General features: G+C 67.1%; 22 protein-coding genes. 13 read left to right on the forward strand and 9 right to left on the reverse strand.

Annotated elements, in window-relative coordinates; all coding sequences use genetic code 11:
• Positions 1–18: 18 nt before the first annotated feature.
• Complete coding sequence (glmU, locus tag VF522_RS16825; protein ID WP_330909449.1) at positions 19–1,416, forward strand: bifunctional UDP-N-acetylglucosamine diphosphorylase/glucosamine-1-phosphate N-acetyltransferase GlmU; 1,398 nt, start codon at positions 19–21, stop codon at positions 1,414–1,416.
• A 100-nt stretch (positions 1,417–1,516) separates the two neighbouring features.
• Here the strand turns inward: glmU and VF522_RS16830 are convergent, their stop codons facing one another.
• Entirely contained in the window at positions 1,517–2,020 is a 504-nt protein-coding gene (locus VF522_RS16830; RefSeq protein WP_414709548.1) for an Lrp/AsnC family transcriptional regulator, read from the reverse strand.
• 123 nt (positions 2,021–2,143) lie between these two features.
• Here VF522_RS16830 and glmS point away from each other — a divergent pair, with 123 nt between their 5' ends.
• Positions 2,144–3,988 carry a glutamine--fructose-6-phosphate transaminase (isomerizing) gene (glmS, locus tag VF522_RS16835; RefSeq protein WP_330909451.1) on the forward strand — a complete coding sequence of 615 codons (1,845 nt, stop codon included), beginning with the start codon at positions 2,144–2,146 and terminating at the stop codon, positions 3,986–3,988.
• 147 nt (positions 3,989–4,135) lie between these two features.
• Here glmS and VF522_RS16840 read toward each other — a convergent pair whose 3' ends face one another.
• Positions 4,136–4,321 carry a hypothetical protein gene (locus tag VF522_RS16840; RefSeq protein WP_330909452.1) on the reverse strand — a complete coding sequence of 62 codons (186 nt, stop codon included), beginning with the start codon at positions 4,319–4,321 and terminating at the stop codon, positions 4,136–4,138.
• A 176-nt stretch (positions 4,322–4,497) separates the two neighbouring features.
• Here VF522_RS16840 and VF522_RS16845 point away from each other — a divergent pair, with 176 nt between their 5' ends.
• The 5 genes from VF522_RS16845 (at position 4,498) to VF522_RS16865 (ending at position 13,315) form a co-directional block, all read left to right on the forward strand.
• Positions 4,498–6,903 carry a type I restriction-modification system subunit M gene (locus tag VF522_RS16845; protein ID WP_330909453.1) on the forward strand — a complete coding sequence of 802 codons (2,406 nt, stop codon included), beginning with the start codon at positions 4,498–4,500 and terminating at the stop codon, positions 6,901–6,903.
• A 197-nt stretch (positions 6,904–7,100) separates the two neighbouring features.
• A complete protein-coding gene (locus VF522_RS16850) occupies positions 7,101–8,171 on the forward strand; it encodes a Fic family protein (protein WP_330909454.1) in 1,071 nt (356 codons plus the stop codon).
• A 32-nt stretch (positions 8,172–8,203) separates the two neighbouring features.
• Positions 8,204–9,424 (forward strand): restriction endonuclease subunit S, encoded by a 1,221-nt coding sequence (locus tag VF522_RS16855; RefSeq protein WP_330909470.1) that lies wholly within the window; start codon positions 8,204–8,206, stop codon positions 9,422–9,424.
• The gene (locus tag VF522_RS16860; RefSeq protein WP_330909455.1) at positions 9,421–12,597 is read left to right on the forward strand and encodes an HsdR family type I site-specific deoxyribonuclease; all 3,177 of its coding nucleotides are present in this window, start codon (positions 9,421–9,423) and stop codon (positions 12,595–12,597) included. The genes VF522_RS16855 and VF522_RS16860 overlap by 4 nt, the downstream gene beginning before the upstream one ends.
• Positions 12,598–12,607: 10 nt before the next feature.
• Positions 12,608–13,315: a SprT family zinc-dependent metalloprotease gene (locus tag VF522_RS16865; RefSeq protein ID WP_330909456.1), complete on the forward strand. Its 708-nt coding sequence runs from the start codon at positions 12,608–12,610 to the stop codon at positions 13,313–13,315.
• 154 nt (positions 13,316–13,469) lie between these two features.
• On the opposite strand, the gene VF522_RS16870 is transcribed toward VF522_RS16865, so the two are convergent.
• The gene (locus VF522_RS16870; protein WP_330909457.1) at positions 13,470–14,468 is read right to left on the reverse strand and encodes a tripartite tricarboxylate transporter substrate binding protein; all 999 of its coding nucleotides are present in this window, start codon (positions 14,466–14,468) and stop codon (positions 13,470–13,472) included.
• A gap of 242 nt (positions 14,469–14,710) precedes the next feature.
• Here VF522_RS16870 and VF522_RS16875 point away from each other — a divergent pair, with 242 nt between their 5' ends.
• From VF522_RS16875 to VF522_RS16895, 5 genes are all read left to right on the forward strand, one after another.
• Complete coding sequence (locus tag VF522_RS16875) at positions 14,711–15,205, forward strand: hemerythrin domain-containing protein (protein ID WP_330909458.1); 495 nt, start codon at positions 14,711–14,713, stop codon at positions 15,203–15,205.
• Complete coding sequence (locus VF522_RS16880) at positions 15,202–16,353, forward strand: glutathione-independent formaldehyde dehydrogenase (RefSeq protein ID WP_330909459.1); 1,152 nt, start codon at positions 15,202–15,204, stop codon at positions 16,351–16,353. The genes VF522_RS16875 and VF522_RS16880 overlap by 4 nt, the downstream gene beginning before the upstream one ends.
• A gap of 120 nt (positions 16,354–16,473) precedes the next feature.
• Positions 16,474–17,025, forward strand: coding sequence for an NADPH-dependent FMN reductase (locus tag VF522_RS16885; RefSeq protein WP_330909460.1), 552 nt, complete (start codon positions 16,474–16,476; stop codon positions 17,023–17,025).
• Positions 17,026–17,040: 15 nt separating this feature from the next.
• A complete protein-coding gene (locus VF522_RS16890) occupies positions 17,041–17,799 on the forward strand; it encodes an alpha/beta hydrolase family protein (protein WP_330909461.1) in 759 nt (252 codons plus the stop codon).
• A 142-nt stretch (positions 17,800–17,941) separates the two neighbouring features.
• Positions 17,942–18,817, forward strand: a complete 876-nt coding sequence (locus VF522_RS16895; RefSeq protein WP_330909462.1) for a pirin family protein — start codon at positions 17,942–17,944, stop codon at positions 18,815–18,817.
• Positions 18,818–18,844: 27 nt separating this feature from the next.
• Here VF522_RS16895 and arsC read toward each other — a convergent pair whose 3' ends face one another.
• From arsC to VF522_RS16920, 5 genes are read right to left on the reverse strand one after another with little or no spacing between them, the layout of a single operon-like run.
• Positions 18,845–19,270: an arsenate reductase (glutaredoxin) gene (arsC, locus tag VF522_RS16900; RefSeq protein ID WP_330909463.1), complete on the reverse strand. Its 426-nt coding sequence runs from the start codon at positions 19,268–19,270 to the stop codon at positions 18,845–18,847.
• A 26-nt stretch (positions 19,271–19,296) separates the two neighbouring features.
• Positions 19,297–20,265 carry a PDR/VanB family oxidoreductase gene (locus VF522_RS16905; protein ID WP_330909464.1) on the reverse strand — a complete coding sequence of 323 codons (969 nt, stop codon included), beginning with the start codon at positions 20,263–20,265 and terminating at the stop codon, positions 19,297–19,299.
• A gap of 8 nt (positions 20,266–20,273) precedes the next feature.
• The gene (locus tag VF522_RS16910; RefSeq protein ID WP_330909465.1) at positions 20,274–21,053 is read right to left on the reverse strand and encodes an SDR family NAD(P)-dependent oxidoreductase; all 780 of its coding nucleotides are present in this window, start codon (positions 21,051–21,053) and stop codon (positions 20,274–20,276) included.
• Positions 21,050–22,024, reverse strand: a complete 975-nt coding sequence (locus VF522_RS16915) for a tripartite tricarboxylate transporter substrate binding protein (protein WP_330909466.1) — start codon at positions 22,022–22,024, stop codon at positions 21,050–21,052. The genes VF522_RS16910 and VF522_RS16915 overlap by 4 nt, the downstream gene beginning before the upstream one ends.
• A gap of 25 nt (positions 22,025–22,049) precedes the next feature.
• Positions 22,050–23,330: an aromatic ring-hydroxylating dioxygenase subunit alpha gene (locus VF522_RS16920; RefSeq protein WP_330909467.1), complete on the reverse strand. Its 1,281-nt coding sequence runs from the start codon at positions 23,328–23,330 to the stop codon at positions 22,050–22,052.
• A 149-nt stretch (positions 23,331–23,479) separates the two neighbouring features.
• Between VF522_RS16920 and VF522_RS16925 the strand changes: the two genes are divergently transcribed.
• On the forward strand, positions 23,480–24,283 hold the full coding sequence (locus VF522_RS16925; protein ID WP_330909468.1) for an IclR family transcriptional regulator: 804 nt from the start codon (positions 23,480–23,482) through the stop codon (positions 24,281–24,283).
• Positions 24,284–24,298: 15 nt separating this feature from the next.
• Here VF522_RS16925 and VF522_RS16930 read toward each other — a convergent pair.
• A partial coding sequence (locus VF522_RS16930) for a helix-turn-helix transcriptional regulator (protein WP_330909469.1) occupies positions 24,299–24,523 on the reverse strand: 225 nt, incomplete at its 5' end.

Here is a 24,523-nt window from a genome sequence, read left to right on the forward strand (position 1 = left end):
AGCATGAAGGGTACGCGAATGAAAGCAGTCGATGTGGTGGTGATGGCGGCCGGCAAGGGCACGCGCATGAAAAGCCGCACGCCCAAGGTCCTCCACCGGCTGGGCGGCCGTCCCCTGATCCAGCACGTGATGGACACGGCGCATGCCTTGCAGGCACGCCGGGTGATCGTCATCACCGGCCATGGGGCGCCGGACGTCGAAGCCTGGGTGGCCGAGGCCGCCCGGTCCGCCGGCGAGACCGCGCCGGATTTCGTGCGCCAGGAGCCGCAACTGGGCACCGGCCACGCGGTGCAGCAGGCCGTGCCGGTGCTGCCCGACGACGGCATCGCGCTGATCCTCAACGGCGACGTGCCGCTGATCCGGCCGGAAACCCTGAAGGCGCTGGTCGACAAGTGCGGCGGCGAGCGGCTGGCGCTGCTCACCATCGAGATGGCCAACCCCACCGGCTACGGACGCATCGTGCGCCAGGGTGACGCCGTGCAGGCGATCGTCGAGCACAAGGACGCGAGCGAGACGCAGCGCGCCATCCGCGAGGTCTACACCGGCTTCATGGCCGTGCCGTCCTCGAAGCTGAAGGGCTGGCTGGCGCGCCTCACCAACGACAACGCCCAGGGTGAGTACTACCTCACCGACATCGTGAAGCTGGCCGTGCAGGACGGCAACGAAGTGGTGGCCTCGCCGGCGCTGGAGCAGGTCGAGGTGGACGGCGTCAACAGCCCGCTGCAGCTCGCCGAACTCGAGCGCGCCTACCAGCTGCGGCAGGCGCGCGCGCTGATGGAAGCCGGCGTGCGCCTGGCCGATCCGGCGCGCTTCGACGTGCGCGGTCGCCTCGCCTGCGGGCAGGACGTCGAGATCGACGTCAACTGCGTGTTCGAAGGCGAAGTGAGCCTGGGCGACAACGTGCGCATCGGCCCGAACTGCGTGATCGCCAACGCCAGGATCGCGTCCGGCGTGGTGATCCAGGCCTATACGCACATCGAAGGCGAGACCGCCGGCGTGCAGATCGGCGAGGGCGCGCTGATCGGTCCGTTCGCGCGGCTGCGTCCGGGCGCGCAACTGGGCCCGGAGGTGCACATCGGCAACTTCGTCGAGGTGAAGAACTCCACGCTGGCGCGCGGCGCCAAGGCCAATCACCTCGCCTACCTGGGCGACGCGGCGGTGGGCGAGCGCGTCAACTACGGCGCGGGCAGCATCACCGCCAACTACGATGGCGCCAACAAGCACAAGACGGTGATCGAGGCCGACGTGCACGTGGGCAGCAACTGCGTGCTGGTGGCGCCGGTGACGGTGGCCAGGGGCGGCACCGTGGGCGCGGGCTCTGTGGTGAACAAGAGCACGGCACCGGGGGCGCTGACGGTGGCGCGGGCGCGGCAGGCGAGCATCGCGAACTGGCAGCGGCCGCAAAAGAAGAAATGACGTCATCCCCGCGGAGGCGGGGAACCAGAGCGTCCAGGGGGCGCGCGCTGCGCGCGTTTCAATGCCCTGGGTCCCCGCCTGCGCGGGGATGACGGGGTGATCAGCCGCGCCGCGGCAACCCGATCCTCGGCCGGAACTTCGCCCGCTTCACCGAGAAGAACGCCTTCACGTTGCGCACGTTCGCATCGCTCGTGAACAGCCGCTGCGCGAGCGCCAGGTAATCCTGCATGTCGCGCGCGAACACGATGAGGATGAAGTCGGGGCCCGGCGACACGCGATAGCACTGCTGCACCGCCTCGTCGGCGATCACGCGCTGTTCGAAGGCTTCCTGCTCCTCGCTGCCCTGCCGGTCCAGCGAGACCTCCACCACCGCTTCCAGTCCGTGTCCCACCGCCGTGGCCAGCCGTCCGGGGCTCAGGATCGCGATCTCCCGCTCGATCAGCCCGGCGTCCCACAGGCGCTTCACGCGGCGCAGGCAGGTGGCGGGCGAGATGTGAACGCGGGCGGCGAGGTCCTGGTTGCTCAGGGAGCTGTCGTCCTGGAGCTGCTCCAGCAGCGCGAGGTCGGTCCCGTCCAAGGTTGAAGATTCCAAAATCGCAGCCATCATGCAATGATATTGCGGCGCAACCATGTGATGCAACTAAATTCCATAGCAAGTCGAATTTAGATGGCATATTGCGCGACCGCGCACCTAAAGTCCTGCCATCCAGTCAGAAAAGGTGCGTCCATGTGCGGCATCGTCGGCGCGGTCTCCAAGCGCAATATCGTCCCCATCCTCGTCCAGGGCCTGCAGCGGCTCGAATACCGCGGCTATGACTCCTGCGGCGTCGCCGTCTACGCGGACGGCCTGAAGCGCGCGCGCAGCACAGCGCGCGTCGCCGAACTGATCGAGCAGGTCGCGGCCGAACACATCGAAGGCGGCACCGGGATTGCGCACACGCGCTGGGCCACGCATGGCGCGCCCGCCGTGCACAACGCGCACCCGCATTTCAGCCACGGCCCCGGCGAGAACGCCGCCAACGGCCCGGGCCGCATCGCGCTGGTGCACAACGGCATCATCGAGAACCACGACGAACTGCGTGCCGCGCTCAAGGCCAAGGGCTACCGCTTCACCAGCCAGACCGACACCGAGGTGATCGCGCACCTGGTGGACAGCCTCTATGAAGGCGACCTGTTCGAGGCCGTGAAGACCGCCATCGCGCAACTGCACGGCGCCTATGCGATCGCGGTGTTCTGCAAGGACGAACCGCACCGCGTCGTCGGCGCGCGCGCCGGCTCGCCGCTGGTGCTGGGCGTGGGCAAGGACGAAAACTTCCTCGCCAGCGACGCGATGGCGCTCGCCGGCGTGACCGACCAGATCGTCTACCTGGAAGAGGGCGACCTCGTGGACCTGCAACTGGGTCGCTACTGGGTGGTCGACAGGAACCACAAGTCCGCCAACCGTCCGGTGAAGACCGTGCAGGCGCACAGCGGGGCCGCGGAGCTGGGCCCGTACCGCCACTACATGCAGAAGGAGATCTTCGAGCAGCCGCGCGCGATCGGCGACACGCTGCAGGGCGTGGAGAGCGTGACGCCGGAACTGTTCGGCGACGGCGCCTTCCGCGTGTTCAAGGAAGTCGACTCGGTGCTGATCCTCGCCTGCGGCACCAGCTACTACAGCGGCTGCACCGCCAAGTACTGGCTGGAAAGCATCGCGAAGATCCCGACGCAGGTCGAGATCGCGAGCGAATACCGCTATCGCGAAAGCGTTCCGAATCCGCGCACGCTGGTGGTCACCATCAGCCAGTCCGGCGAGACCGCCGACACGCTGGCGGCGCTGAAGCACGCGCGCTCGCTGGGCATGGAGCACACGCTGACGGTGTGCAACGTGTCGACCTCGGCGATGGTGCGCGAGTGCAAGCTGGCCTACATCACGCGCGCCGGCGTGGAGATCGGCGTGGCCTCGACCAAGGCCTTCACCACGCAGCTCGCCGGCCTGTTCCTGCTGACGCTTGCGCTGGCGCAGGTGCGCGGCAATCTCGCGGAGGCGGACGAAGCGCAGCACCTGCGCGACATGCGCCACCTGCCCACCGCGCTGCAGGCGGTGCTGGCGCTGGAGCCGCAGGTGATCAGCTGGGCCGAGGACTTCGCCGCCAAGGAGAACGCCCTGTTCCTGGGCCGCGGCATGCACTACCCGATCGCGCTGGAAGGTGCGCTGAAACTCAAGGAGATCAGCTATATCCACGCCGAGGCCTATCCGGCCGGCGAGCTGAAGCACGGGCCGCTCGCGCTGGTGACCAGCGAGATGCCGGTGGTGACGGTGGCGCCGAACGACGCGCTGCTGGAAAAGCTGAAGTCCAACATGCAGGAAGTGCGCGCGCGGGGCGGCGTGCTGTACGTGCTGGCGGATGCGGACTCGAAGATCGAGAGCAGCGAAGGCGTGCACGTGATCCGGATGCCGGAGCACTATGGGAATCTCAGCCCGTTATTGCATGTGGTGCCCTTGCAGTTGCTGGCGTATCACACGGCGTTGGCGCGGGGGACGGATGTGGACAAGCCGCGGAATCTCGCCAAGAGCGTGACGGTGGAGTGAGCTGGGGCTAGGGGCCCACTTTTATGCGCAGGAAGCAGAGCTGCCTATCGAAACGAAGTCGGTAACTGCGCAATACACTTGCACTGGAGTGCGGCAGACATTGAAGCTTCACTGGCGGCGCGAGGCGAACCAACGCCTCGCCCGGGTTCAGGATCCGCCTTCCTTGTCCGACTTCTCACTCGCTGCCGGGGGCTGGTTTCCTTGGCGTGATTGGTCGTACGCGACGTGGTCGGGGTTGAGCTGGTCGCGCCGGTTTTCGACGCTCGCCTGGTGACCTGGGTTGTTCGGATTGCGGTCGTTCGCACTTTGATCTTGCGACTGCTTGCTGGTCATGAAGCGCTCCTTGCTGGTATCGAGACCTCCAGTTTCTGCGTGTCCCGCGCTCTTGGGTCGTCGGGGAAACAGGCTGTTGCCCCGGCCGTTTCTGACGGGTGGCCTCTGATACTGCCGAATCCCGTGTCGGTCCGTCCCGCTACCATCCTTCCTTTTCGTTCCAGCCGTCGCCGTCCATGGCCCTGAAGAAGTCCGAACTCTATTCCTCCCTCTGGAAATCCTGCGACGAGCTGCGCGGCGGCATGGACGCCAGCCAGTACAAGGACTACGTCCTCGTGCTGCTGTTCGTCAAGTACGTCTCGGACAAGTACGCCGGCCACCCTGACGCGCTGCTCGTGGTGCCTCCGGACGGCAGCTTCGCCGACATGGTGAAGCTGAAGAACGACAAGGAGATCGGCGACAAGATCAACAAGCTGATCGGCCGGCTTGCGGACGCCAACGAGAGCCTGAAAGGCGCGATCAACGTCGCCGACTTCAACGACGAGGAGAAGCTGGGCAAGGGCAAGGAGATGGTGGACCGGCTGACCAGGCTGGTGGGCATCTTCGAAGGCCTGGACTTCGGCGGCAACCGTGCCGGCGGCGACGACCTGCTGGGGGACGCCTACGAATACCTGATGCGGCACTTCGCCACGGAGTCGGGCAAGAGCAAGGGGCAGTTCTATACGCCGGCCGAGGTCTCCCGCACGATGGCGCTGGTGCTGGAGATGGGCAAGGCGAGCAACGCGGGCCAGAGCATCTACGACCCGACCTGCGGCTCCGGCTCGCTGCTGCTCAAGGCGCACGACGAAGCGAAGCACCGCACCGGCCTCGACCTGGCCATCTACGGCCAGGAGATGGACAACGCCACGTCCGCGCTGGCGCGCATGAACATGGTGCTGCACGACTGCCCGACGGCGGAGATCTGGCAGGCGAACACGCTGGCCAGTCCGCACTTCACGAACAAGGAGGGTGGGCTGCGCACCTTCGACTTCGTGCTCGCGAACCCGCCGTTCTCGAACAAGGCCTGGACCAGCGGCCTGAATCCGGCGGAGGATTCCTACGGGCGTTTCGAATACGGCATCCCGCCGGCAAAGAACGGCGACTACGCCTTCCTGCTGCACATCCTCAAGAGCCTGAAGAGCACCGGCCGCGCCGCGGTGATCCTGCCGCACGGCGTGCTGTTCCGCGGCGGCGCCGAAGCCGCGATCCGCACGCGGCTGGTGAAGCAGGGGTACCTCAAGGGAATCGTCGGCCTGCCGGCCAACTTGTTCTACGGCACCGGCATCCCGGCCTGCATCATCGTCATGGACAAGGCCGGCGCCGCGGGGCGCAAGGGCATCTTCATGATTGATGCCAGCAAGGTCTTCATCAAGGACGGCAACAAGAACCGGCTGCGCGCGCAGGACATCCACCGCATCGTGGACACCTTCGTGCGGCAGCAGGAGGTGCCCAAGTACGCGCGCATGGTGCCCCTGGCCGAAATCGAGGGCAACGATTTCAATTTGAACTTGCCGCGCTACATCGACGGCAGCGAGCCCGAGGACCTCCAGGACATCGAGGCCCACCTGCTGGGAGGCATTCCCGAGGCCGACGTCGATGGACTGGCGCCCTACTGGCAGGTGCTGCCGGGCGTGCGCGCGGAACTCTTCGCGGCGGCGAACCGGGTCGGCTACTGGCAGACCAGGGTGGACGCCGCGCAGGTGAAGCCGGCGATCTTCGGTCACGCGGAGTTCAGGGCCTTTCAGGCGAGCGTGACGGCGCTGTTCGACCACTGGCGGGAATGGGCCGCACCGGTGCTGACCGGCCTGCAGCAGGGGCTGCATCCGAACGCCCTGATCGAAGACCTGTCGGAGCGGCTGCTGGCAACCTTCCGCTCCGACGCAGCCGTGGCTTCCCTCGTGGATCCCTACGGTGTTTACCAGTACCTCATGGACTACTGGGACGAGACGCTGCACGACGACGCCTGGATGATCTCCGCCGACGGCTGGCAGGCGCTGCAGGACGGCAAGCCGAACGTGGACCTGATTCCGCCGGACCTCGTGGTGGCGCGCTACTTCGCGGCCGACCGCAAGGCCATCGACGAACTGGAGGCGCAGCGCGAAGCGCTCGCGCGCCAGCTGGAGGAACTTGAAGAGGAGCACGGTGGCGAGGGCGGCCTGCTGTTCGAGGCGCAGACGGACAAGGGCAAGCTGACCCGCGGCAGCGTCAAGGCCAGGCTGGCGGCGACGCAGGAGGGCGGCGCCGATGTGGCCGTGCCCGGCGAGATCGACATGCTGCGGCAGTACCTCGAGCTGATCGAGCAGGAAGCTGCGGCGGCACGCAAGGTGAAAGACGCCGGCAAGGCGCTGGACGCCAGGGTGGCGGCGCGCTACAAGCAGCTGGCGCCCGCGGACATCCAGCAACTCGTGGTCCACGACAAGTGGCTCGCCGCGCTGCGTACGCGGGTGGACGGCGAGCTGGATCGCGTGAGCCAGGCGCTGGCGGGGCGCGTGAAGCAACTGGCCGAGCGCTACGCCAGGCCGTTGCCGCAGCTGGCGGAAGAGGTTGCGGCGCTCTCGGCCAAGGTCGACGAGCACCTGCGCAAGATGGGATTCGCCTGGTAGGCCGTCAGCCGTTGAGTCAGGCGGCTTATTAAAGTAAAGTCAGCCTGTGTTGAATAGCTTCTTTTCTTATTCAAGCCTCGCCGGCACCGTCCCCCATGCGCCGTGAGGCCTCGGGTCGCCACGCCAGCAGCGTGGTCGGCGGTGAAACCGTCCGGGCCTTCGTGCCCTTTCCGCTGCCGCCCGCGCCGCCGCTGCAAATGACTGGTGAGCGTCAGGGCCTGCTGGAGCGGGCCACGCTGGCCCTCGGCCGGTTGGACAGCATCGCGCTGCTGCTGCCGGATCCGCAGCTGTTCCTGTACGCCTACGTGCGGCGTGAGGCCGTGCTGTCGTCGCAGATCGAGGGCACCCAATCGTCGCTGTCGGACCTGCTGCTGTTCGAGTTGGACGAGCAGCCCGGCGTGCCCTTCGACGACGTGGTGGAAGTCTCCAACTATGTCGCGGCGCTGGAGCACGGCATGGCGCGGCTGCGCGAGGGCTTTCCTCTGTGCAACCGGCTGCTGCGCGAGATGCACGCCCGCCTGATGGAGCGTGGCCGCGGCAGCGACAAGCTGCCGGGCGAGTTCCGCCGCAGCCAGAACTGGATCGGCGGCACGCGGCCGGGCAACGCGCACTTCGTGCCGCCGCCGCCGGGCGAGGCGGAAGCCTGCATGGCGGCCTTGGAAGGCTTTATCCACGGAGGCCAGGACGGTGGCGCGCTGCCCGTGCTGCTGAAGGCGGCGCTGGCGCACGTCCAGTTCGAGACGATCCACCCTTTTCTCGACGGCAACGGCCGCCTCGGGCGCCTGCTGATCTCGCTGCTGCTGCATGACGGCGGCGTGCTGCGGCAGCCGCTGCTCTATCTGAGTCTCTACTTCAAGCAGCACCGCGCGGTGTACTACGAGCGGCTGGACGGGGTGCGCGCCAGCGGCGACTGGGAGGCGTGGGTCGACTTCTTCCTGGAAGGCGTGGAGCAGACGGCGCAGGGCGCGGTGGAAACGGCGCGGCGGCTGGTGGCCCTGTTCCAGGCCGACACGCAGCGGGTGCAGGAGGCGGGTGGCCGCAATGCGGCGAACGTGTTGCGCGTGCTGGATGCGCTGCGGCACCGGCCGATGTGCAGCTTGCGGCAGATCGGCGCTAGCACGGGGATCACGTTCCCGACTGCGAGCAAGGCGATGCTGGCGCTGGTGGATATCGGGATTGCGCGGGAGTTGACGGGGCAGAGGAGGAATAGGGTGTTTGTGTATGACGCGTATTTGCAGGTGTTGAACGAAGGTGGGGAGGCGGTGTGAACCCAGCGGCCGTCGAGCACGGAGAGAAGAGCGTGCGATGTGAGAACCGGCAAGTCCGAAAGCTCGGTGAGCTCGCCTCATTTCGCACCGGGCCCTTCGGAAGCGCACTTCATAAGTCGGATTACATCATCGACGGTGTGCCTGTGATCAATCCGATGCACATAGTCGACGGCCGTCTTGTTCCAACGCCCGACATGACCGTCACCGATTCAGCGGCCAGAAGTCTTCAGGACTTCAGGTTAGCGGCAGGCGACGTGGTCATCGGGCGGCGAGGTGACATGGGGCGATGCGCTTTAGTACGACAGCAGCACGCTGGCTGGTTATGCGGAACTGGTTCGATGATCGTGCGGCCACAACGCGGCCTCGAATCAGCGTACTGTCAGTTAGTTCTTTCTAGTCCAGTTGTCGTTGCGGCTATCGAGAATTCCTCTGTCGGATCGACGATGATCAATCTGAATCAGAGGACGCTGGCTGGCCTGTGTATTGATCTTCCACCTCCTGCAGAGCAACATGCAATTGCCGCGACGTTGTCAGACGTTGACGAACTGCTTGATGGCCTCGGAGCGCTTATCACCAAGAAGCGCGACCTCAAACAGGCCGCCACGCAGCAACTCCTCACCGGGCGAGTGCGGCTGGCGGGGCATGGGCGTGAATGGAAGCAGGTAAGCCTTGGCGAGCTTTTTACATTCAAAAATGGCTTGAACAAGGCGAAGCAGTTTTTCGGCTTCGGTACGCCCATCGTGAACTACATGGACGTGTACAACGGACCCAAGATCCGAGCCTCGCGCGTCCAAGGACGCGTTTCGCTCTCCATCGACGAGATCAAAAATTTCGATGTGCGAAGGGGTGATGTTCTGTTCACTCGAACATCCGAAACACCAGAGGAGGTAGGCTTGGCCGCCGTCATGCTGGATGAGCCAAGCCAAACAGTGTTCAGTGGGTTCGTTCTGCGTGCCCGCCCCCGGAATGACGAACTCTGTGACGAGTTCAAGGCCTATTGCTTCAGATCTTCATTCGTCCGAGGTCAAATCATCTCGAAGTCAACCTATACCACGCGGGCACTGACAAACGGACGGCAGCTTTCGGCCGTGACGCTGCCCATCCCGCCCAAAAGCGAACAGGCGGCGATCGCTGCTGTACTTTCCAGTATGGACGATGAACTGGCCGCGCTCGAATTCCGTCGCCAGAAGACGGTCGCCCTCAAGCAAGCCATGATGCAGCAACTCCTCACCGGCAGGATTCGCCTGACATGACCTCCGTCGGCCAGATCGAGAAGAAGACCCAGGCCCGGCTGGTCGCGCTGCTGCGCGATCGCTTGAACTACGAATACCTGGGCAACTGGATCGATCGCGCCGACAACCGCAACATCGAAAGCGGCTACCTGCTCCCCTGGCTGTTGAAGCGCGGGGTTCCGGAAAACCTCGCCAACCGCGCCATCCACGAACTGGAGAAGACCGCCGGCGATACCAGCCAGAGCCTCTACGACCGCAATGCCGCCGTCTACCGCCTCCTGCGCTACGGAGTGAAGCTGCGGCCCGAGATCGGCGAGAACACGGTCACGGTCTGGCTGGTCGACTGGGCGGACTGGAAGGCCAACCATTTCGCCTTCGCCGAGGAGGTGGCGGTGCAGGGCGCAAGCGCGAAGGCCTCCGCGAAGCGTCCCGACATCGTGCTGTACGTGAATGGCATCGCGCTGGGCGTGCTGGAGTTGAAGCGCTCCACCGTGTCGGTCAGCGAAGGCATCCGCCAGAACCTGGACAACCAGAAGAAGGAGTTCATCCAGCCCTTCTTCTCCACCCTGCAGTGGGTGATGGCCGGCAACGACACCGAGGGCCTGCGCTACGCCACCATCGAGACGCCCGAGAAGTACTACCTGCGATGGGTGGAGGAGACCGGTCCCTTTGCCGATGAACCCAACCTGCTGGATCGCCACACCCTGCAGGTGTGCCAGCCGGCGCGCCTTCTGGAATTGATCCACGACCTCGTGGTGTTCGACGCCGGCACCAAGAAGCTGTGCCGCCAGAACCAGTACTTCGGCGTGAAGGCCGCGCAGGACTTCATCCGCCGCCGCGAGGGCGGCATCCTCTGGCACACGCAGGGCAGTGGCAAGAGCCTCACGATGGTGTGGCTGGCCAAGTGGATCCTCGGCAACCGCACCGGTGCCCGCGTGCTGATCATCACAGACCGGACGGAGCTGGACGAACAGATCGAGAAGGTGTTCACCGGCGTCGAGGAGAAGATCTACCGTACAAAGAGTGGCGCCGACCTGATCGAGAAGCTGAACGCATCCGATCAGTCGCTGATCTGCTCGCTAGTCCACAAGTTCGGCGGCAAGGAGTCGGAGGAGGATGCGGCGGCCGAGGGCGCCAAGGAGTTCATCGAATCGCTCAAGCGCCTGCCGCGCGACTTCCGCGCCAAGGGCGACATCCACGTGTTCGTAGACGAGTGCCACCGCACGCAGACCGGCGACCTGCATGACGCGATGAAGGCGATCCTGCCCAACGCGCTGTTCATCGGTTTCACCGGCACGCCCCTGCTCAAGGCGGACAAGCGCAAGAGCATCGAGGTGTTCGGCCGCTACATCCACACCTACAAGTTCGACCAGGCGGTGCGCGAGGGCGTGGTGCTGGACCTGCGCTACGAAGCGCGCGACGTCGACCAGGCGATCACCTCGCAGAAGAAGATCGACGACTGGTTCGAGACCAAGACCAAGGGGCTCAACGACCTCGCGAAGGCGCAGCTGAAGAAGAAGTGGGGAACGATGCAGCGGGTGCTTTCCAGCAAGTCGCGGCTGCAGAAGATCGTAGAAGACGTCCTGATGGACATGAACATCCGGCCGCGGCTGGCGGACGGGCACGGAAACGCGATGCTGGTGGCCGGCAGCATCTATGAGGCCTGCAAGTACTACGAGCTGTTCGAGCAGACCGAGCTCAAGGGCAAGTGCGCGGTGGTCAGCAGCTACGTGCCGAAAGTGGCGGACGCGAAGGGCGAATCCACCGGCGAGGGCGAGACCGACACGCTGGTCAAGTACGAGATCTACCGCCGAATGCTGGCCGAGTGGTTCGACGAGCCGGAGGAAGCGGCGATCCACAAGGCGGAGAAGTTCGAGCTGGCCGTGAAGAAGAAGTTCGTCGACGAGCCGGGCCAGATGAAGCTGCTGATCGTGGTCGACAAGCTGCTCACCGGGTTTGATGCGCCCTCGGCCACGTACCTGTACATCGACAAGCAGATGCACGACCACGGGCTGTTCCAGGCGATCTGCCGCGTGAACCGTCTCGACGGGGAAGACAAGGACTACGGCTACATCGTCGACTACAAGGACCTGTTCAAGAGCCTGGAAGGCGCCGTGAAGGACTACACCAGTGGCGCGCTGGATGGCTACGACAAGGAAGACGTGCAGGGGCTGCTGAAGGACCGGCTGGGGAAGGCGCGCGAGGACCTCGAGGATGCGCGGGAGGCCGTGAAGGCCTTGTGCGAGCCCGTGCGTCCACCGCGCGACCAGCTCGAATACTTCCACTACTTCTGCGCCGAGAACTCGGGTGACGCATCGCAGCTGAAGGACAACGAGCCGAAGCGGCTGAAGCTATACACACTGGTGGCGAAGCTCCTTCGGGCCTACGCCGCCATTGCGAACGAGATGCCCCAGGCCGGTTACTCGCCGGCGGAGATTGCGGAGGTCCAGGGCGAGGTCGATCACTACGCCAAGGTGCGCGACGAGGTGAAGCTGGCCAGCCAGGACTACATCGACCTGAAGGCCTACGAGCCGGCGATGCGGTACCTGATCGACACCTATATCCGCGCCGACGACAGCGAGAAGATCTCCGCCTTCGACGACCTCAGCCTGATCCAGCTGATCGTCGAGCGCGGACCGTCCGCCGTCGACGCGCTCCCCGAGCGCATTCGCAAGAACGAGAAGGCCGTGGCGGAGACGATCGACAACAACGTCCGGCGCCTGATCATCAACGAGTCTCCGGTGGACCCGGCGTACTACGAGAAGCTGTCGAAACTCCTGGATGCCCTCATCGAACAACGACGCAAGGGCGTGCTCGATTACAAGCAGTACCTGGAGCAGATCGCTGCGCTCACCGCCCAGGCGAAGAAGCCCGGCGGCTCGGCCGGTGCTTACCCGGACGGGATCGGGACAGTTGCGCAGCGGGCCTTGTACAACAACCTGGGCAAGAAGGCACCGGATCTCGCGCTCGCCGTGGACGCTGCGGTGAAGGCGAGCCTGATGGACGGCTGGCGTGAAAGCGTGATCAAGACGCGGAAAGTGCGGCTCGCCATTCGCCACGTCCTCGGAACGGAGCATCCGGCCGATCAGCATCAGCACGCGCAGCAGCCGGGCGCGGCGGGCAGCGTGCCCCCCGACCTTGAGGCCGAGACGGACAGGATCCTCGCGCTGGTGAAGAACCAGGATGACTACTAGCGCACGCCGCATGACGGTCGGCGGCCTGGCCGTCGAGGTGGTGCGCAAGGACATCAAGAACCTGCATCTGGGCGTCTATCCGCCTAATGGGCGCGTCCGCATCGCCGCTCCTGTTGCCATGGGAGATGAATCCATCCGCCTCGCCGTGGTCGACAAGCTCGCATGGATCAAGCGCCAGCGCGCCGCGTTCGCGCAGCAGCCGCGGCAATCGACCCGCGAAATGGTGAGCGGCGAAAGTCACTATTTCCTGGGCCGGAGATACAGGTTGCGGCTCCACGAGGAGGACGCCCCTCCGCGCGTGGCGATTCGCGGCCTGCGCGTACTGGACCTGTTCGTGCGGCCGGGGACCAGCACGGAGCGGCGGCTCGCGATTCTCGAGGGGTGGTATCGCGATCAGCTCAAGGAGATCGTTCCACCCCTGATGGACAAGTGGCAACGCGCTCTTCGCGTCCGCGCGTCCGCTTGGGCGATCAAGAAGATGAAAACGCGATGGGGAACCTGTACGGTTGAGGCCCGGCGCGTCTGGCTCAATCTGGAGCTGGCCAAGAAGCCGCTGCGCAGCATCGAGTACGTGCTGGTCCACGAGCTGGCGCACCTGCGCGTCCCGTCCCACAGCGAGGAGTTCACGAAGCTGCTGGACGCCCACCTCCCAGACTGGCGCGAGCGCAGGAAGGAACTTCAACAATCGACTCTGGGGGCGGAGGAATGGTCCTGGTGAGGCGATCCTTTGATACAGGCTCCGACAGATCTTCTTCCGCGAGGGACATTCTGGAGCGCGAAAGGCCGCAGTCCGACGGGCATTCAGGACGTTTTCCGCAATCAATGCGCTGCCCTGAAGCGCGCGACAGACCTTATTCCCACCGATCACCTCCTCAGTCGGCCTTGATCCGCGCGCGCACCACCACGTCCTTCCAAAGCGCCTGCTGCTGCCGGATGAACGCGGCAAACTCCGCCGCGGGTCCGCCGCCGGTGACTGCGTCCTCGCTGGCAAAGCGTTCGGCGATGGCGGGACTGCGCAGCGCACGGGCGCATTCTTCCTGGATGCGGCGCACGAGCTCCGGCGGCGTGCCGCCGGGCGCCATGACGCCGTACCACTGCACCGACTCGAACCCCTTGTAGCCGGACTCCGCCACCGTGGGCAGGTCGGGCAGCGAGGGCAGCCGCTGCGGCGTGCCGGTGGCGATGGCGCGCAGCTTGCCGCTGCGGATGTGAGGCAGCAGGGCCGGCGTGCCGGCGGAGAAAGCCTGAGTGCGGCCGGCCAGCAGATCGGTGAGGGCAGGGCCGGTGCCGCGGTACGGGATGTGCGTCATGAACATGCCCGTGGCGAGCTTCAGGTACTCCATCGCGAGGTGGCCGGCGCTCGCGTTGCCCGCCGACCCGTAGTTGAGCCGCCCCGGGTTGGCGCGCACGTACGCGACGAACTCCTTCAGGTTGCGCGCCGGCACGTCCGGATGGATCACGAACAGGCTGGGCACCTTGGCCAGCAGGGTGACCGGCGCGAAGTCGCGGTTCACGTCGTAGCCGGCGTTGGTGAAGATGATGGGGTTCACGGCCATCGAACCCACGTGCCCCAGGATCAGCGTGTGGCCGTCCGCGGCCGCACGAGCGACCTCTTGCATGGCGGGCACGCCGCCGCCGCCCGCCTTGTTGTCGATCACCACGGGGTGGGGCAGCAGGCGGGAGAGTTCCTGCGCCGTGGTCCGCGCCACGATGTCGGAAGTGCCGCCCGGCACGAAAGGCACCACGAAGCGGACCGGCCGGGACGGCCATGCCGCCTGGGCGCGCGCGGTGGACCAGCCCGCGAGGCCGAGAGCCGCGGCCGCGCCGCTGCCAAGCACATGGCGGCGCGAGGAGAGGAAGTGGTTGTTCATGCGGGGACGGGAGTGGCGAGCCCGAAGGCGATGGGCCCGATTGTGGCCAGCCGCGGCCGCGGCTGCGACAGCCTCGGCTCGATATCAGCTATAGCCGGCTTGCATTGCTGCCCGGAGGGCGGCACGGGGGTGTCGAGCAAGCTCGCCCACTGGGCTTCATGCCGGCCTACGCCCCCTGTACGCCGAAACCTACCTGGCACGCCGCGCCCGCCGTCAACCATGCATGTTCTTGAAGGAAGAACATGCCGCCGCCCACTCCTTACGAAAACGCCATCGACCTGCTCGACGCCGACCACAAGGCCGTCAAGCAGCTCTTCATCCAGTACGACGCCCTGTGCGAGGACGGCGCGCCGGCCGAGGACAAACAGCAGCTCGCGGAGAAGATCTGCAACGAGATCGCGATCCACGCGCAGATCGAGGAGGAGATCTTCTATCCCGAGGTGCGCAAGGCCACCGGCGACGACGCGTTGATCGATGAGGCGCAGCAGGAGCACGCCGCGGCCAAGGAGGCCGTCGCAGCGATCCAGGGCATGAGCGCCGGCGGCGAGGGATACGACGAAGCCGTCCAGGGCCTGGCCAGGCTCATCGACCAGCACGTGCTGGAGGAGCGCGAGCAGATCTTCCTGCAGGCGCAGTACGCGGCCCTGGACCTGCGCGGTCTCGCCGAACCTCTCGCCAGGCGCAAGGCGCAGTTGAAGAAGAAGTCCGCGCCGAAGAAGGCGAAGGAGGCCGCATGAGAGCGCTCGTCTACAAGGGCCCCCGCGACGTCGCGGTGATGGACATGCCGGACGCGAAGATCGAGCGTGCCACCGACGTGCTGGTCCGGATCACCACCACCAACATCTGCGGGTCCGACCTGCACATGTACGAGGGCCGCACGTCCATGCCGCCGGGCCGCATCCTCGGCCACGAGAACCTGGGGGAAGTGATCGAAGTGGGGAACGCCGTCGACCGCGTCAAGGTCGGCGACCGCGTCTGCATCCCCTTCAACGTGGGTTGCGGCTTCTGCGAGAACTGCGAGCGCGGGCTGAGCGGCTTCTGCCTCACGTGCAATCCCGGCAATGCCGGCGCGGCCTATGGTTTCGCGGAGATGGGACCGTACGCCGGCGGCCAGGCCGAGTACCTGCGGGTGCCCTACGGCGACTTCAACTGCCTGGTGCTACCGCGCGATGCGGTCGAGAAGGAGAACGACTACGTGATGCTGGCGGACATCTTCCCCACCGGCTACCACGCCACCGAACTCGCGGGGGTCAAGCCCGGCGAAACGGTCGTGATCTACGGCGCCGGGCCGGTGGGATTGATGGCGGCCTACTCGGCGATGATCAAGGGCGCGAGCCTGGTGATGGTCGTGGATTCGCACAAGGACAGACTGGCGCTGGCCGAGAGCATGGGCGCCGTGACCATCGACGACACCGAGGATGCGGGCGTCGAGAAGATCCTCGAACTCACCGGCGGCAAGGGCGCCGACCGCGGGTGCGAGTGCGTCGGCTACCAGTGCTGCGGCATGCACCGCGAGGAGGTTCCGAACCTCACCATGAACAACCTGGTGAAGACCGTCAAGGCCACGGGCGGCATCGGCGTCGTCGGCGTGTTCGTGCCGGAGGACCCCGGTGCCGAGGACAAGCTCGAGAAGCGGGGCGCCATGGCCTTCGACTTCGGCTCCTTCTGGTTCAAGGGGCAATCGCTGGGCACGGGGCAGGCCAACGTCAAGGCCTACAACCGTTTCCTGAGCCGGCTGATCGAACGCGACAAAGCCAAGCCCTCGTTGCTCGTGTCGCATGAACTTCCGCTGGAGCAGGCGCCGGAAGGCTACAGGAACTTCGACGAGCGCAAGAAGGGCTGGACCAAGGTCGTGCTCAAGCCCGGGAAGTCCAGTCCCGGCTGACGCGCACCGCGACGGGAAGGTCCGAAGCCGGGCGACCTCCGGCGGAGCGACCGTTTCCCTGCGCAGCGCGCGGTGCTAAGGTCGTGACCTCGCGTCGCGGCGCCCACCGATGGAATCGCCATGCCCACTGTCCTTGGCCTGTCCGGCAGCCTGAGGGCCGCCTCGTTCAACACCGCGCTGCTGCGCGCGGCAACGCAACTGATGCCTGCCGGGGCCACGCTGGAAGTGGCCACCCTGCACGGCATCCCGCTGTATGACGGCGACGCCGAGGCGCGCGATGGCATCCCGGCCGCGGTCCAGGCGCTGAAGGAGCGCATCGTCGCCTGCGACGGCCTCCTGCTGGCCACGCCCGAGTACAACAACGGCGTGCCCGGCGTGCTGAAGAACGGCATCGACTGGCTCAGCCGGCCCCCCGCCGACATCGCCCGCATCTTCGGCGACCGGCCGGTCGCGGTGATGGGCGCTTCGCCCGGCGGCTTTGGCACGGTCCTCGCGCAGAATGCCTGGCTCCCGGTGCTGCGCACCCTCGGCACGCGGCCGTGGTTCGGCGGACGCCTGCTGGTCTCGCGCGCCGGCCAGGTGTTCGACGAAGCCGGCGCCATGGTCGACGAGAAGATGAAGGCCCAGCTGCAGCAGTTCCTGGCAGGCTTCGTCGCCTCGCTCGCCCGCTAGCAACCGCCTGCAGTCATGCTCACGCACAAGGCGTCCTTTCCCGGTGCCCATGGGACCCCGCTGGCGGCGCGGCTGGACGCGCCGGACGGCCCGGTCCGGGCGCATGCGCTGTTCGCCCATTGCTTCACCTGCAGCAAGGACATCTTCGCAGCCACGTGCATCGCGCAGGCGCTGGTGGCGCACGGGATCGCCGTGCTGCGGTTCGATTTCACGGGCCTGGGCCACAGCGAGGGTGAGTTCGCCAATACCGATTTCTCCTCCAACGTGGCCGACCTCGTGGCGGCGGCGGACTGGCTGCGCCGCGAGCATACCGCGCCGCTCCTGCTGGTCGGCCACAGCCTGGGCGGTGCGGCCGTCGTCGCGGCGGCGGCGAAGGTGCCCGAAGCGCGGGCGGTGGCGACCCTGGGCGCGCCCAGCGATCCCGGCCACGTGGCCGGCCTGTTCCGGGAACACGTGCCGGAGATCGAGGCGCGCGGCGAGGCGCTCGTGCAGCTGGCCGGGCGGCCGTTCCGCATCCGGCGCGAGTTCCTCGCCGACGCGGCGGAGCAGAACCTGCGCGACAAGGTCGCCCACCTCGGACGCGCCTTGCTGGTCCTGCACTCGCCCGTCGACGAGACGGTGGCCATCGGCAATGCCACCGGCATCTTCGTCAACGCGCGGCACCCCAAGAGCTTCATCGCGCTGGACAACGCCGACCACCTGCTGCGCCGGCGCAGCGACGCGACCTATGCGGCCAACATGATCGCCGCCTGGAGCGAACCTTACCTGGCGTGAGTGCGGCTGACACCGCAGGCGCCATTCCTGTCGATCGTGGAACGCTGTGTTCCCGGCGCGGGCACTTTTGGCCGCGCTCCGCGCCCCCAGATGGGAACCTTGGCGAGCGCTTCCCGCGTTCTCCTCCCCCAGGAGCCTTTCCATGAAGACCATCGTTTCCACGCGCTCGGCCCCGGCCCGTCACTGGGTGGGCGACGGCTTTCCCGTGCATGGCATGTTCGGCTACCAGGCCGGCGCGGAGGAACGCAGTCCCTTCCTGATGCTGGACTATGCGGCGCCCACGCGCTTCGAGCCGACCAGCGCGCGGCGCGGCGTGGGCCAGCATCCGCACCGCGGCTTCGAGACGGTGACCATCGTCTATGCGGGTGAAGTCGAGCATCGCGACTCGACCGGCCAGGGTGGCGTGATCGGCGCGGGGGACGTGCAGTGGATGACGGCCGGCGCCGGCATCCTGCACGAGGAGTTCCACTCGACCGAATACGCGCGGACCGGCGGGCCGTTCGAGATGGTGCAGCTGTGGGTCAACCTGCCGGCGAAGGACAAGGCGACGGCGCCCGGCTACCAGGCCATCGCCAATGCCGACATCCCCTCGGTGCCGCTGGCCGATACGGCTGGAGCGCCCGCCGGGCAACTGCGCGTGATCGCGGGCGCGTTCGGCGAGAGCCGCGGGCCGGCCCATACGCACACGCCGATGAACGTGTGGGACGTGCGGGTCGACGCCGGTCGCACGGTGTCGCTGGCGCAACCCGAGGGCTGGACCAGCCTGCTGGTGGTGCTGGACGGGACCGTGCGCGTCAACGGCGACACCGTGCTGGGCGCCGCGCAGTTGGCCACGCTGTCCAGGGAAGGCAGCGAGATCCGCATCGAGGCCGACGCGGATGCGAAGCTGCTGCTGCTGGCCGGCGAGCCGATCGACGAGCCCATCGTCGGCTACGGCCCGTTCGTGATGAACAGCAAGGACGAGATCGTGCAGGCGATCGAGGACTTCAACGGCGGCAGGTTCGGCCGGATGCAGTGAGCCGTGGCGGGGTGGGCCGTTCCGCGTTCACCCCGCGCGACGCTGCCCCGGGTCGACGACCCTCTCGCCATCCTCCTTCGCGAACGGTGCAATCTTGGGCACCGGCAGGATCTCCAGCACCTCCTCGGAAGGGCGGCACAGCTTCGCTCCCAGGGGCGTCACCACCACGGGGCGGTTCATCAGGATCGGGTGCTTTCCGATGAGGTCCAGCAGCTGGTCGTCGCTCCACTTGGGATCCGCGAGGCCGAGTTCGCCGTAGGGCGTGCCTTTCTCGCGCAGCAGGTCGCGCACCGCAATCCCCATCGCGCCCAGCAGGCTGCGCAGCTCTTCCTTCGAAGGCGGGGTCTTGAGGTACTCGACCACCCTTGGCTCGATGCCGGCATGGCGCAGGAGGGCCAGCGTGTTCCGGGACGTGCCGCACGCGGGGTTGTGATAGATCGTGACGTCGGTCATGCCGCAAGTCTACGCAAACGCCCGCGTCAGAGATCCAGCACCAGCGTCCCCGTCCGGCCCCGCGACACGCAGATCATCATCGACTTGTTCGCTGCCTGCTCCTGCTTCGTCAGGATGCTGTCGCGGTGTTCGACGTCGCCGCACAGCACCCGGGTTTCGCAGGCGCCGCACATGCCTTCGTGGCAGCTGTGGTCGGCGCGGACGCCAGCGGCGAGCACGGCGTCGAGGATGCTCACATCGGGCTTCACCTCGATGACGCGGGCCGAGCGCCGCAGTTCCACCCTGCAGGTGCCGGTCGACGTCGCCGGCGCCTGTTCGACGGGCGAAAAGCGTTCGATGTGCGCGTTCGGCTGGCCGAGCGCCGCGCAGGCCTCCTCGAAGGCCGCCAGCATGGGCGTCGGGCCGCAGCAGTAGAAGTGCGAGCCCGGCGGCTTGCCGGCGAGCAGCATGCGCAGGTCGGGGGGGCCGCCGTGCGTGGCATCGAAATGATGGCGCAGCTCCACCTCCGGGTGCGCCGCGACGATCGCTTCGACCTCTTCGAGGAAAGCGGCGTCGGCGCGGCTGCGCGCGCAGTGGATGAACTCCACGCTGCGGCCCAGCCCGGCGAGGCGCCGCAGCATCGCCAGCAGCGGCGTCACGCCGATGCCGCCGGCCACCAGCACGCTGTGCTGGGCGTCCTCCACCAGGCGGAAGTTGTTGCGCGGGGCGGAGATCAGGAGCTCGGCGCCGAGCTTCAGCTGCTCGTGCACGTGGCGCGAACCGCCGCGGCTGTCGCGTGCCTTCAGCACGCCGATCACGTAGCGGCGGTCGTTGGCGCCATTGAGCAGCGAGTAGCTGCGCACCAGGCCCTCGGCCAGGTGCAGGTCGATGTGCGAGCCGGGCTCGAAGGCCGGCAGCTTCGCGCCGGACTCGGCCGGCTGCAGTTCGACGCTGATCACGTCGCGCGCCTCGAGGCGCAGCGCGTGCACGCGTGCCTTCAGGAGAGCTTCGCCCATGGGGACCCTCACATGATGGACAGCCCGCCGTCGACCATGAGGGTCGCGCCGGTGATGAAGGAGGCTTCGTCGGAGGCGAGCCACAGGATCGGCAGCGCGATCTCTTCCGGCGCGGCCCAGCGGCCGACCAGCGAGGTGGTGGACCGCTCGGTCTTGAGCTGTTCGACGTCCTTGCCCTTGGCCTGCGCGCGGCCGATGTGGAAATCGGTGAGCGTCGAGCCCGGGCACACTGCGTTGGCGCGCACGCCGTGCGGCGCTTCCTCGAAGGCGAGCGTGCGCGTCAGCGCCAGCTGGCCGGCCTTGGTGGCGTCGTAGATCGGCATGCCCTTGCGGCCGGTGACTGCGTAGCACGAAGACACGTTGACGATGCTGCCGCGGCCCGACTTGCGCAGCGCGGGCAAGGCGGCGCGGCAGTAGTTGGCCGTGCCGACCAGGTTCACGTTGACGACCGCCTGCCACTCCTGCGCGCTGGCATCGGCGACCGAGCTGTAGCTGCGCGCGGCGGCGTTGTTCACCAGCACGTCGAGTGCGCCGAAGGTTTCCAGCGCGTGTGCCACGGCGAGCGTCGCCAGCGATTCGTTCGCCACGTCGGCGGCGACGTAGGTGACGCGCGCGCCCACGACTTCGGTGCGGATGCGGTCGGCGGTCGCGCGCAGCGCGGCCTCGTCGCGGTCCACCAGCGTCACCGCCGCGCCTTCGCGGCAGAAGATGTGCGCGGCCGCCGCGCCGATGCCGGCACCACCGCCGGTGATCATGGCGGCCTTGCCTTCGAGGCGGAGCGCGCTCATTCGACCTTGGCTCCGGTGGATTTGATCACCCGGCCCCATTTCGGGATCTCGCTGCCGATCCAGCCGGCGAACTGCTCGGGCGAGCCGGCGACCACCTCGAACTCCATCTCGTGCAGCTTGGCCTGGATGTCGGGCGACTTCAGGATCTTCACGATCTCGCGGTTGTAGCGGTCGATGATGTTGCGCGGCGTGCCGCCTGCGGCCAGGAAGCCGATCCACGACGTGGCCTCGAAGTTCGGGTAGCCGGACTCGGCGAGCGTCGGCACGTCGGGCGTGCTCGCGAAGCGCTTCGTGCCCGTGGAGGCGATCAGCTTCACGCGGCCGTCCTTGGCGAAGCCCTGCACGTTGCCGGGAACGAAGAAGCCCATGTGGATCTGGCCCGCGATCATGTCGGTGAGGGCCGGACCCGCGCCCTTGTACGGCACGTGCGTGACGTTGATGCCGGCCGCTTCCTTGAACATCTCCATGGTCAGGTGCGACGCGCTGCCGATCGCGATCGAGCCATAGGAGTACTTGTTCGGATCGGCCTTCGCCTTGGCGACCAGGTCCTTGAGGCTGTTGATGCCCAGCTTGGGATTGACCACCAGGTACTGCGCGGACTTCACGGCCAGGGTGATGGGCGCGAGGTCCTTCACCGGGTCGTAGGGCATCTTGTCGAACAGCGACGGGTTGATCGCCAGCGGGCCGTTGTAGCCCACCAGCAGCGTCTGTCCGTCGGCCGGCTGCTTGGCGACGTAGTCGGCGCCGATGTTGCCGCCGGCCCCCGGCTTGTTCTCCACGACGACCGGCTGGCCGAGGGCGTCACCCAGCCTGGACGCGACCAGGCGCGCCAGCACGTCGTTGGTGGTGCCCTGCACCGGCACGATGATGCGCACGGGCTTCGAAGGGGCCCATTCCTGCGCGAGCGCGCCCTGGCTCACGGCTGCGGCGCCGATGAGGCCGAGCACTTCCCGGCGATTCAAAGCGATCATGTTGTCTCCTTCGGTGGTGTGGTTCTCAGATCGATTGCACGGGGCTGGACAGGTCGTCGGCGAGGTGGTCCTTCGCCCAGTCCACCGGGTCGGTGTCCTTCGGCAGCAGCACGCCGGCGGCGCGCACGTGCTGCGACGAGGCGTTCAGTGCCGGCGGCTCGGCGCCTTGCGTCAGGCCGACCGCGGCGTCCACCAGCATGCGGCGCGCCATCACGATCGCCTTGTCGGTCGGCAGCAGGTTCTCCGCCGCGTGGTCCTGGATCGGGCCCATGCTTTCCTGCAGCGAGTAGTCCTGCGCGGCGAAGCCGAACACGCCGGAGTAGCTGCGCTCTTCCTTCTGCGCGCGGCGGTCGATCAGGTAGTCGTTGTCGCGGTTGGCCACGGGGATGAAGCTGCCGGGGCGGCTTTCGTCGTAGGGCACGTGAATGCCCTGGCCGGCGCGCAGGGCCGCGAGTTCCTCTTCGTCGAGCGGACGGTCCGGGCGGAAGTTGATGCTCCAGGCCCAGCAGTTCTCGTCGTCGACCGGCACCCAGACGTGGCCGGCCAGCGAGTGGTCGCCGAATGGCGGGATCAGCGTGAACCAGGGGAACAGGTACTGCGTGACGCGCCAGTAGTACGAGTCCGGCTCGCCGTTGCGGCGGCCGAAGAGGGTCATGCCGAAGTCCTGCTTCTCGATCGTGAAGATCACGTTGCCGTCGGCCTTGATGTAGTCGAGCGCCTTGCAGTCCTTGTGGAACGGGTCGTTGTCGACCTCGTGGCGGTGCACGAAGGACACGTGGCTGGTGTCGATGCCGCCTTCCATGGCCTGCAGGTAGTTGGAGAACTGCAGGCGCTTGGACACGAACACGTGGCTCTCGGGCAGCAGGCACCACTCGAGTTCCGGCGGCGCGGGCTTCTGGTCCTCCGGGCCCATGTAGGCCCAGACGATGCCCGCGCGTTCCACGGTCGGATAGGCCTTGATGTGCATGCGCGCGCAGGACTGCGGCGAGGAGGGCACGTCGACGCACTTGCCGTTGCGGTCGAACTTGACGCCGTGATAGGCGCAGCGGATGCCGTTCGCCTCGTTGCGGCCGAAGTAGAGCGACACGCCGCGGTGCGAGCAGAACTCGGAGATGAGGCCGACCTTGCCCTCGGAGTCGCGGAAGGCCAGGAGCTTTTCGCCCAGGAGCTGCACGCGCACCTGCGGGCCGTCCGCCTCGGCGATCTCGCTGGACAGCAGCGCCGGCACCCAGTAGCGGCGCATCAGGTTGCCCATGGGCGTTCCGGCGCCCGTGCGGGTCAGCAGTTCAGAGGTTTCCTTGTTCATCGCAACTCCTGGGATGGTGGCGGGGAGGAGAAATGTCCGCCTGGTGGTCAGTCCGGCTCATTATACGGACACATTGACCTGCGTCAAACACCTTGTCCGCCGGTCGGACATAATGGAGCCGGGCGTTTGTCGGCCAGAATCAGAGGGAAATGGAAGAAAAAATGGCGCAGGGGCTGGAGAAGCAGGCTGATGGTGTCCGTGCAGTGGACAGGGCGCTGGACATCCTCATCGCCTTCACGGCGGAGGACACGCAGCTCAGCGCCGGTGAGCTTTCACGCCGCACCGGCCTCAGCCGCCCGACGCTCTATCGCCTGATGCACACGCTGCAGCAGAAGGGCTTCGTGCTGGCCGAAGGCGAGCCGCAACGCTTCCGGCTCGGGCCTGCCGTCGGCCAGCTGGCCCACGTGTGGAGCGCCGGCATCGACCTCACCGCGGTGGCGCACGAAGGCATGAAGCGCATCCAGGAGTCCACCGGCGAAACCGTGGCGCTCTACACGCGCGTCGGTGGCGAGCGCGTCTGCGTCGCCGAACTACCGAGCCGCCATCCCCTGAGTTTCCGCCGCGGCGTCGGCTACCGCGAGCGCATCGCGCTGGGTGCCAGCGGCCGCGTGATCCTGGCCCACGTCGACGATGCGACCGTGGAAGCCGCGGTACAGGCCGGCCCGCTGCCGGTGCCGCGCGAGCGCTTCGATGCGGACCTCGCGCAGATCCGCGCGCGCGGCTGGGGCGTCAGCCGCGACGAGCTGATCGACGGCGCCGTGGCGATCGCCGCCCCGTTCTTCCGCGCCGGCGGCGCAGTGGGTGGTTCGCTCGCCGTGTTCGGCCCCGCGGTGCGCATCGACGCCGCGCGCGCCGACGCATTCGGCCAGTTGCTCGCGCGCGAGGCGCAGCTGCTGTCGGCCACGCTCGGCTGGAAGCCGGCGGCCACGGAGGGCCGCGTCACCGCCGGATGACGGCCGCGGCAGCGTTCATTGCCGCAGCACCAGGAGCGGCGCGAGCAGGGCCACGTTGTTGATCTGCATCTTGGTGAAGATCGCCTTCACCTGGCTGCGGATGGTTTCGGGGGAGCGGCCCACCTGCGTGGCGATCTGCTTTTGCGTCATGCCGCCGGCCAGCAGTTCGGCGACGAGGAATTCGCGCGGGCTCAGGCTGTCCACGCCCTGGCGCCGCCGCGCCCGCAGGAAGAAAAGGCC

It is taken from the genome of Ramlibacter sp. (assembly GCF_036383835.1).
Classification (GTDB): domain Bacteria; phylum Pseudomonadota; class Gammaproteobacteria; order Burkholderiales; family Burkholderiaceae_C; genus Ramlibacter.

Excerpts from the sequence above, each read along its gene's own strand:
- VF522_RS16870 (WP_330909457.1), bottom strand. The coding sequence starts at position 14,468 with ATGAACAACCACTTCCTCTCCTCGCGCCGCCATGTGCTTGGCAGCGGC.
- VF522_RS16890 (WP_330909461.1), top strand. The coding sequence starts at position 17,041 with ATGCTCACGCACAAGGCGTCCTTTCCCGGTGCCCATGGGACCCCGCTG.
- VF522_RS16885 (WP_330909460.1), top strand. The coding sequence starts at position 16,474 with ATGCCCACTGTCCTTGGCCTGTCCGGCAGCCTGAGGGCCGCCTCGTTC.
- arsC (WP_330909463.1), bottom strand. The coding sequence starts at position 19,270 with ATGACCGACGTCACGATCTATCACAACCCCGCGTGCGGCACGTCCCGG.
- VF522_RS16920 (WP_330909467.1), bottom strand. The coding sequence starts at position 23,330 with ATGAACAAGGAAACCTCTGAACTGCTGACCCGCACGGGCGCCGGAACG.
- glmU (WP_330909449.1), top strand. The coding sequence starts at position 19 with ATGAAAGCAGTCGATGTGGTGGTGATGGCGGCCGGCAAGGGCACGCGC.
- glmS (WP_330909451.1), top strand. The coding sequence starts at position 2,144 with ATGTGCGGCATCGTCGGCGCGGTCTCCAAGCGCAATATCGTCCCCATC.
- VF522_RS16905 (WP_330909464.1), bottom strand. The coding sequence starts at position 20,265 with ATGGGCGAAGCTCTCCTGAAGGCACGCGTGCACGCGCTGCGCCTCGAG.
- VF522_RS16840 (WP_330909452.1), bottom strand. The coding sequence starts at position 4,321 with ATGACCAGCAAGCAGTCGCAAGATCAAAGTGCGAACGACCGCAATCCG.
- VF522_RS16875 (WP_330909458.1), top strand. The coding sequence starts at position 14,711 with ATGCCGCCGCCCACTCCTTACGAAAACGCCATCGACCTGCTCGACGCC.
- VF522_RS16880 (WP_330909459.1), top strand. The coding sequence starts at position 15,202 with ATGAGAGCGCTCGTCTACAAGGGCCCCCGCGACGTCGCGGTGATGGAC.
- VF522_RS16845 (WP_330909453.1), top strand. The coding sequence starts at position 4,498 with ATGGCCCTGAAGAAGTCCGAACTCTATTCCTCCCTCTGGAAATCCTGC.
- VF522_RS16850 (WP_330909454.1), top strand. The coding sequence starts at position 7,101 with ATGACTGGTGAGCGTCAGGGCCTGCTGGAGCGGGCCACGCTGGCCCTC.
- VF522_RS16895 (WP_330909462.1), top strand. The coding sequence starts at position 17,942 with ATGAAGACCATCGTTTCCACGCGCTCGGCCCCGGCCCGTCACTGGGTG.
- VF522_RS16830 (WP_414709548.1), bottom strand. The coding sequence starts at position 2,020 with ATGGCTGCGATTTTGGAATCTTCAACCTTGGACGGGACCGACCTCGCG.
- VF522_RS16860 (WP_330909455.1), top strand. The coding sequence starts at position 9,421 with ATGACCTCCGTCGGCCAGATCGAGAAGAAGACCCAGGCCCGGCTGGTC.
- VF522_RS16910 (WP_330909465.1), bottom strand. The coding sequence starts at position 21,053 with ATGAGCGCGCTCCGCCTCGAAGGCAAGGCCGCCATGATCACCGGCGGT.
- VF522_RS16865 (WP_330909456.1), top strand. The coding sequence starts at position 12,608 with ATGACGGTCGGCGGCCTGGCCGTCGAGGTGGTGCGCAAGGACATCAAG.
- VF522_RS16915 (WP_330909466.1), bottom strand. The coding sequence starts at position 22,024 with ATGATCGCTTTGAATCGCCGGGAAGTGCTCGGCCTCATCGGCGCCGCA.
- VF522_RS16925 (WP_330909468.1), top strand. The coding sequence starts at position 23,480 with ATGGAAGAAAAAATGGCGCAGGGGCTGGAGAAGCAGGCTGATGGTGTC.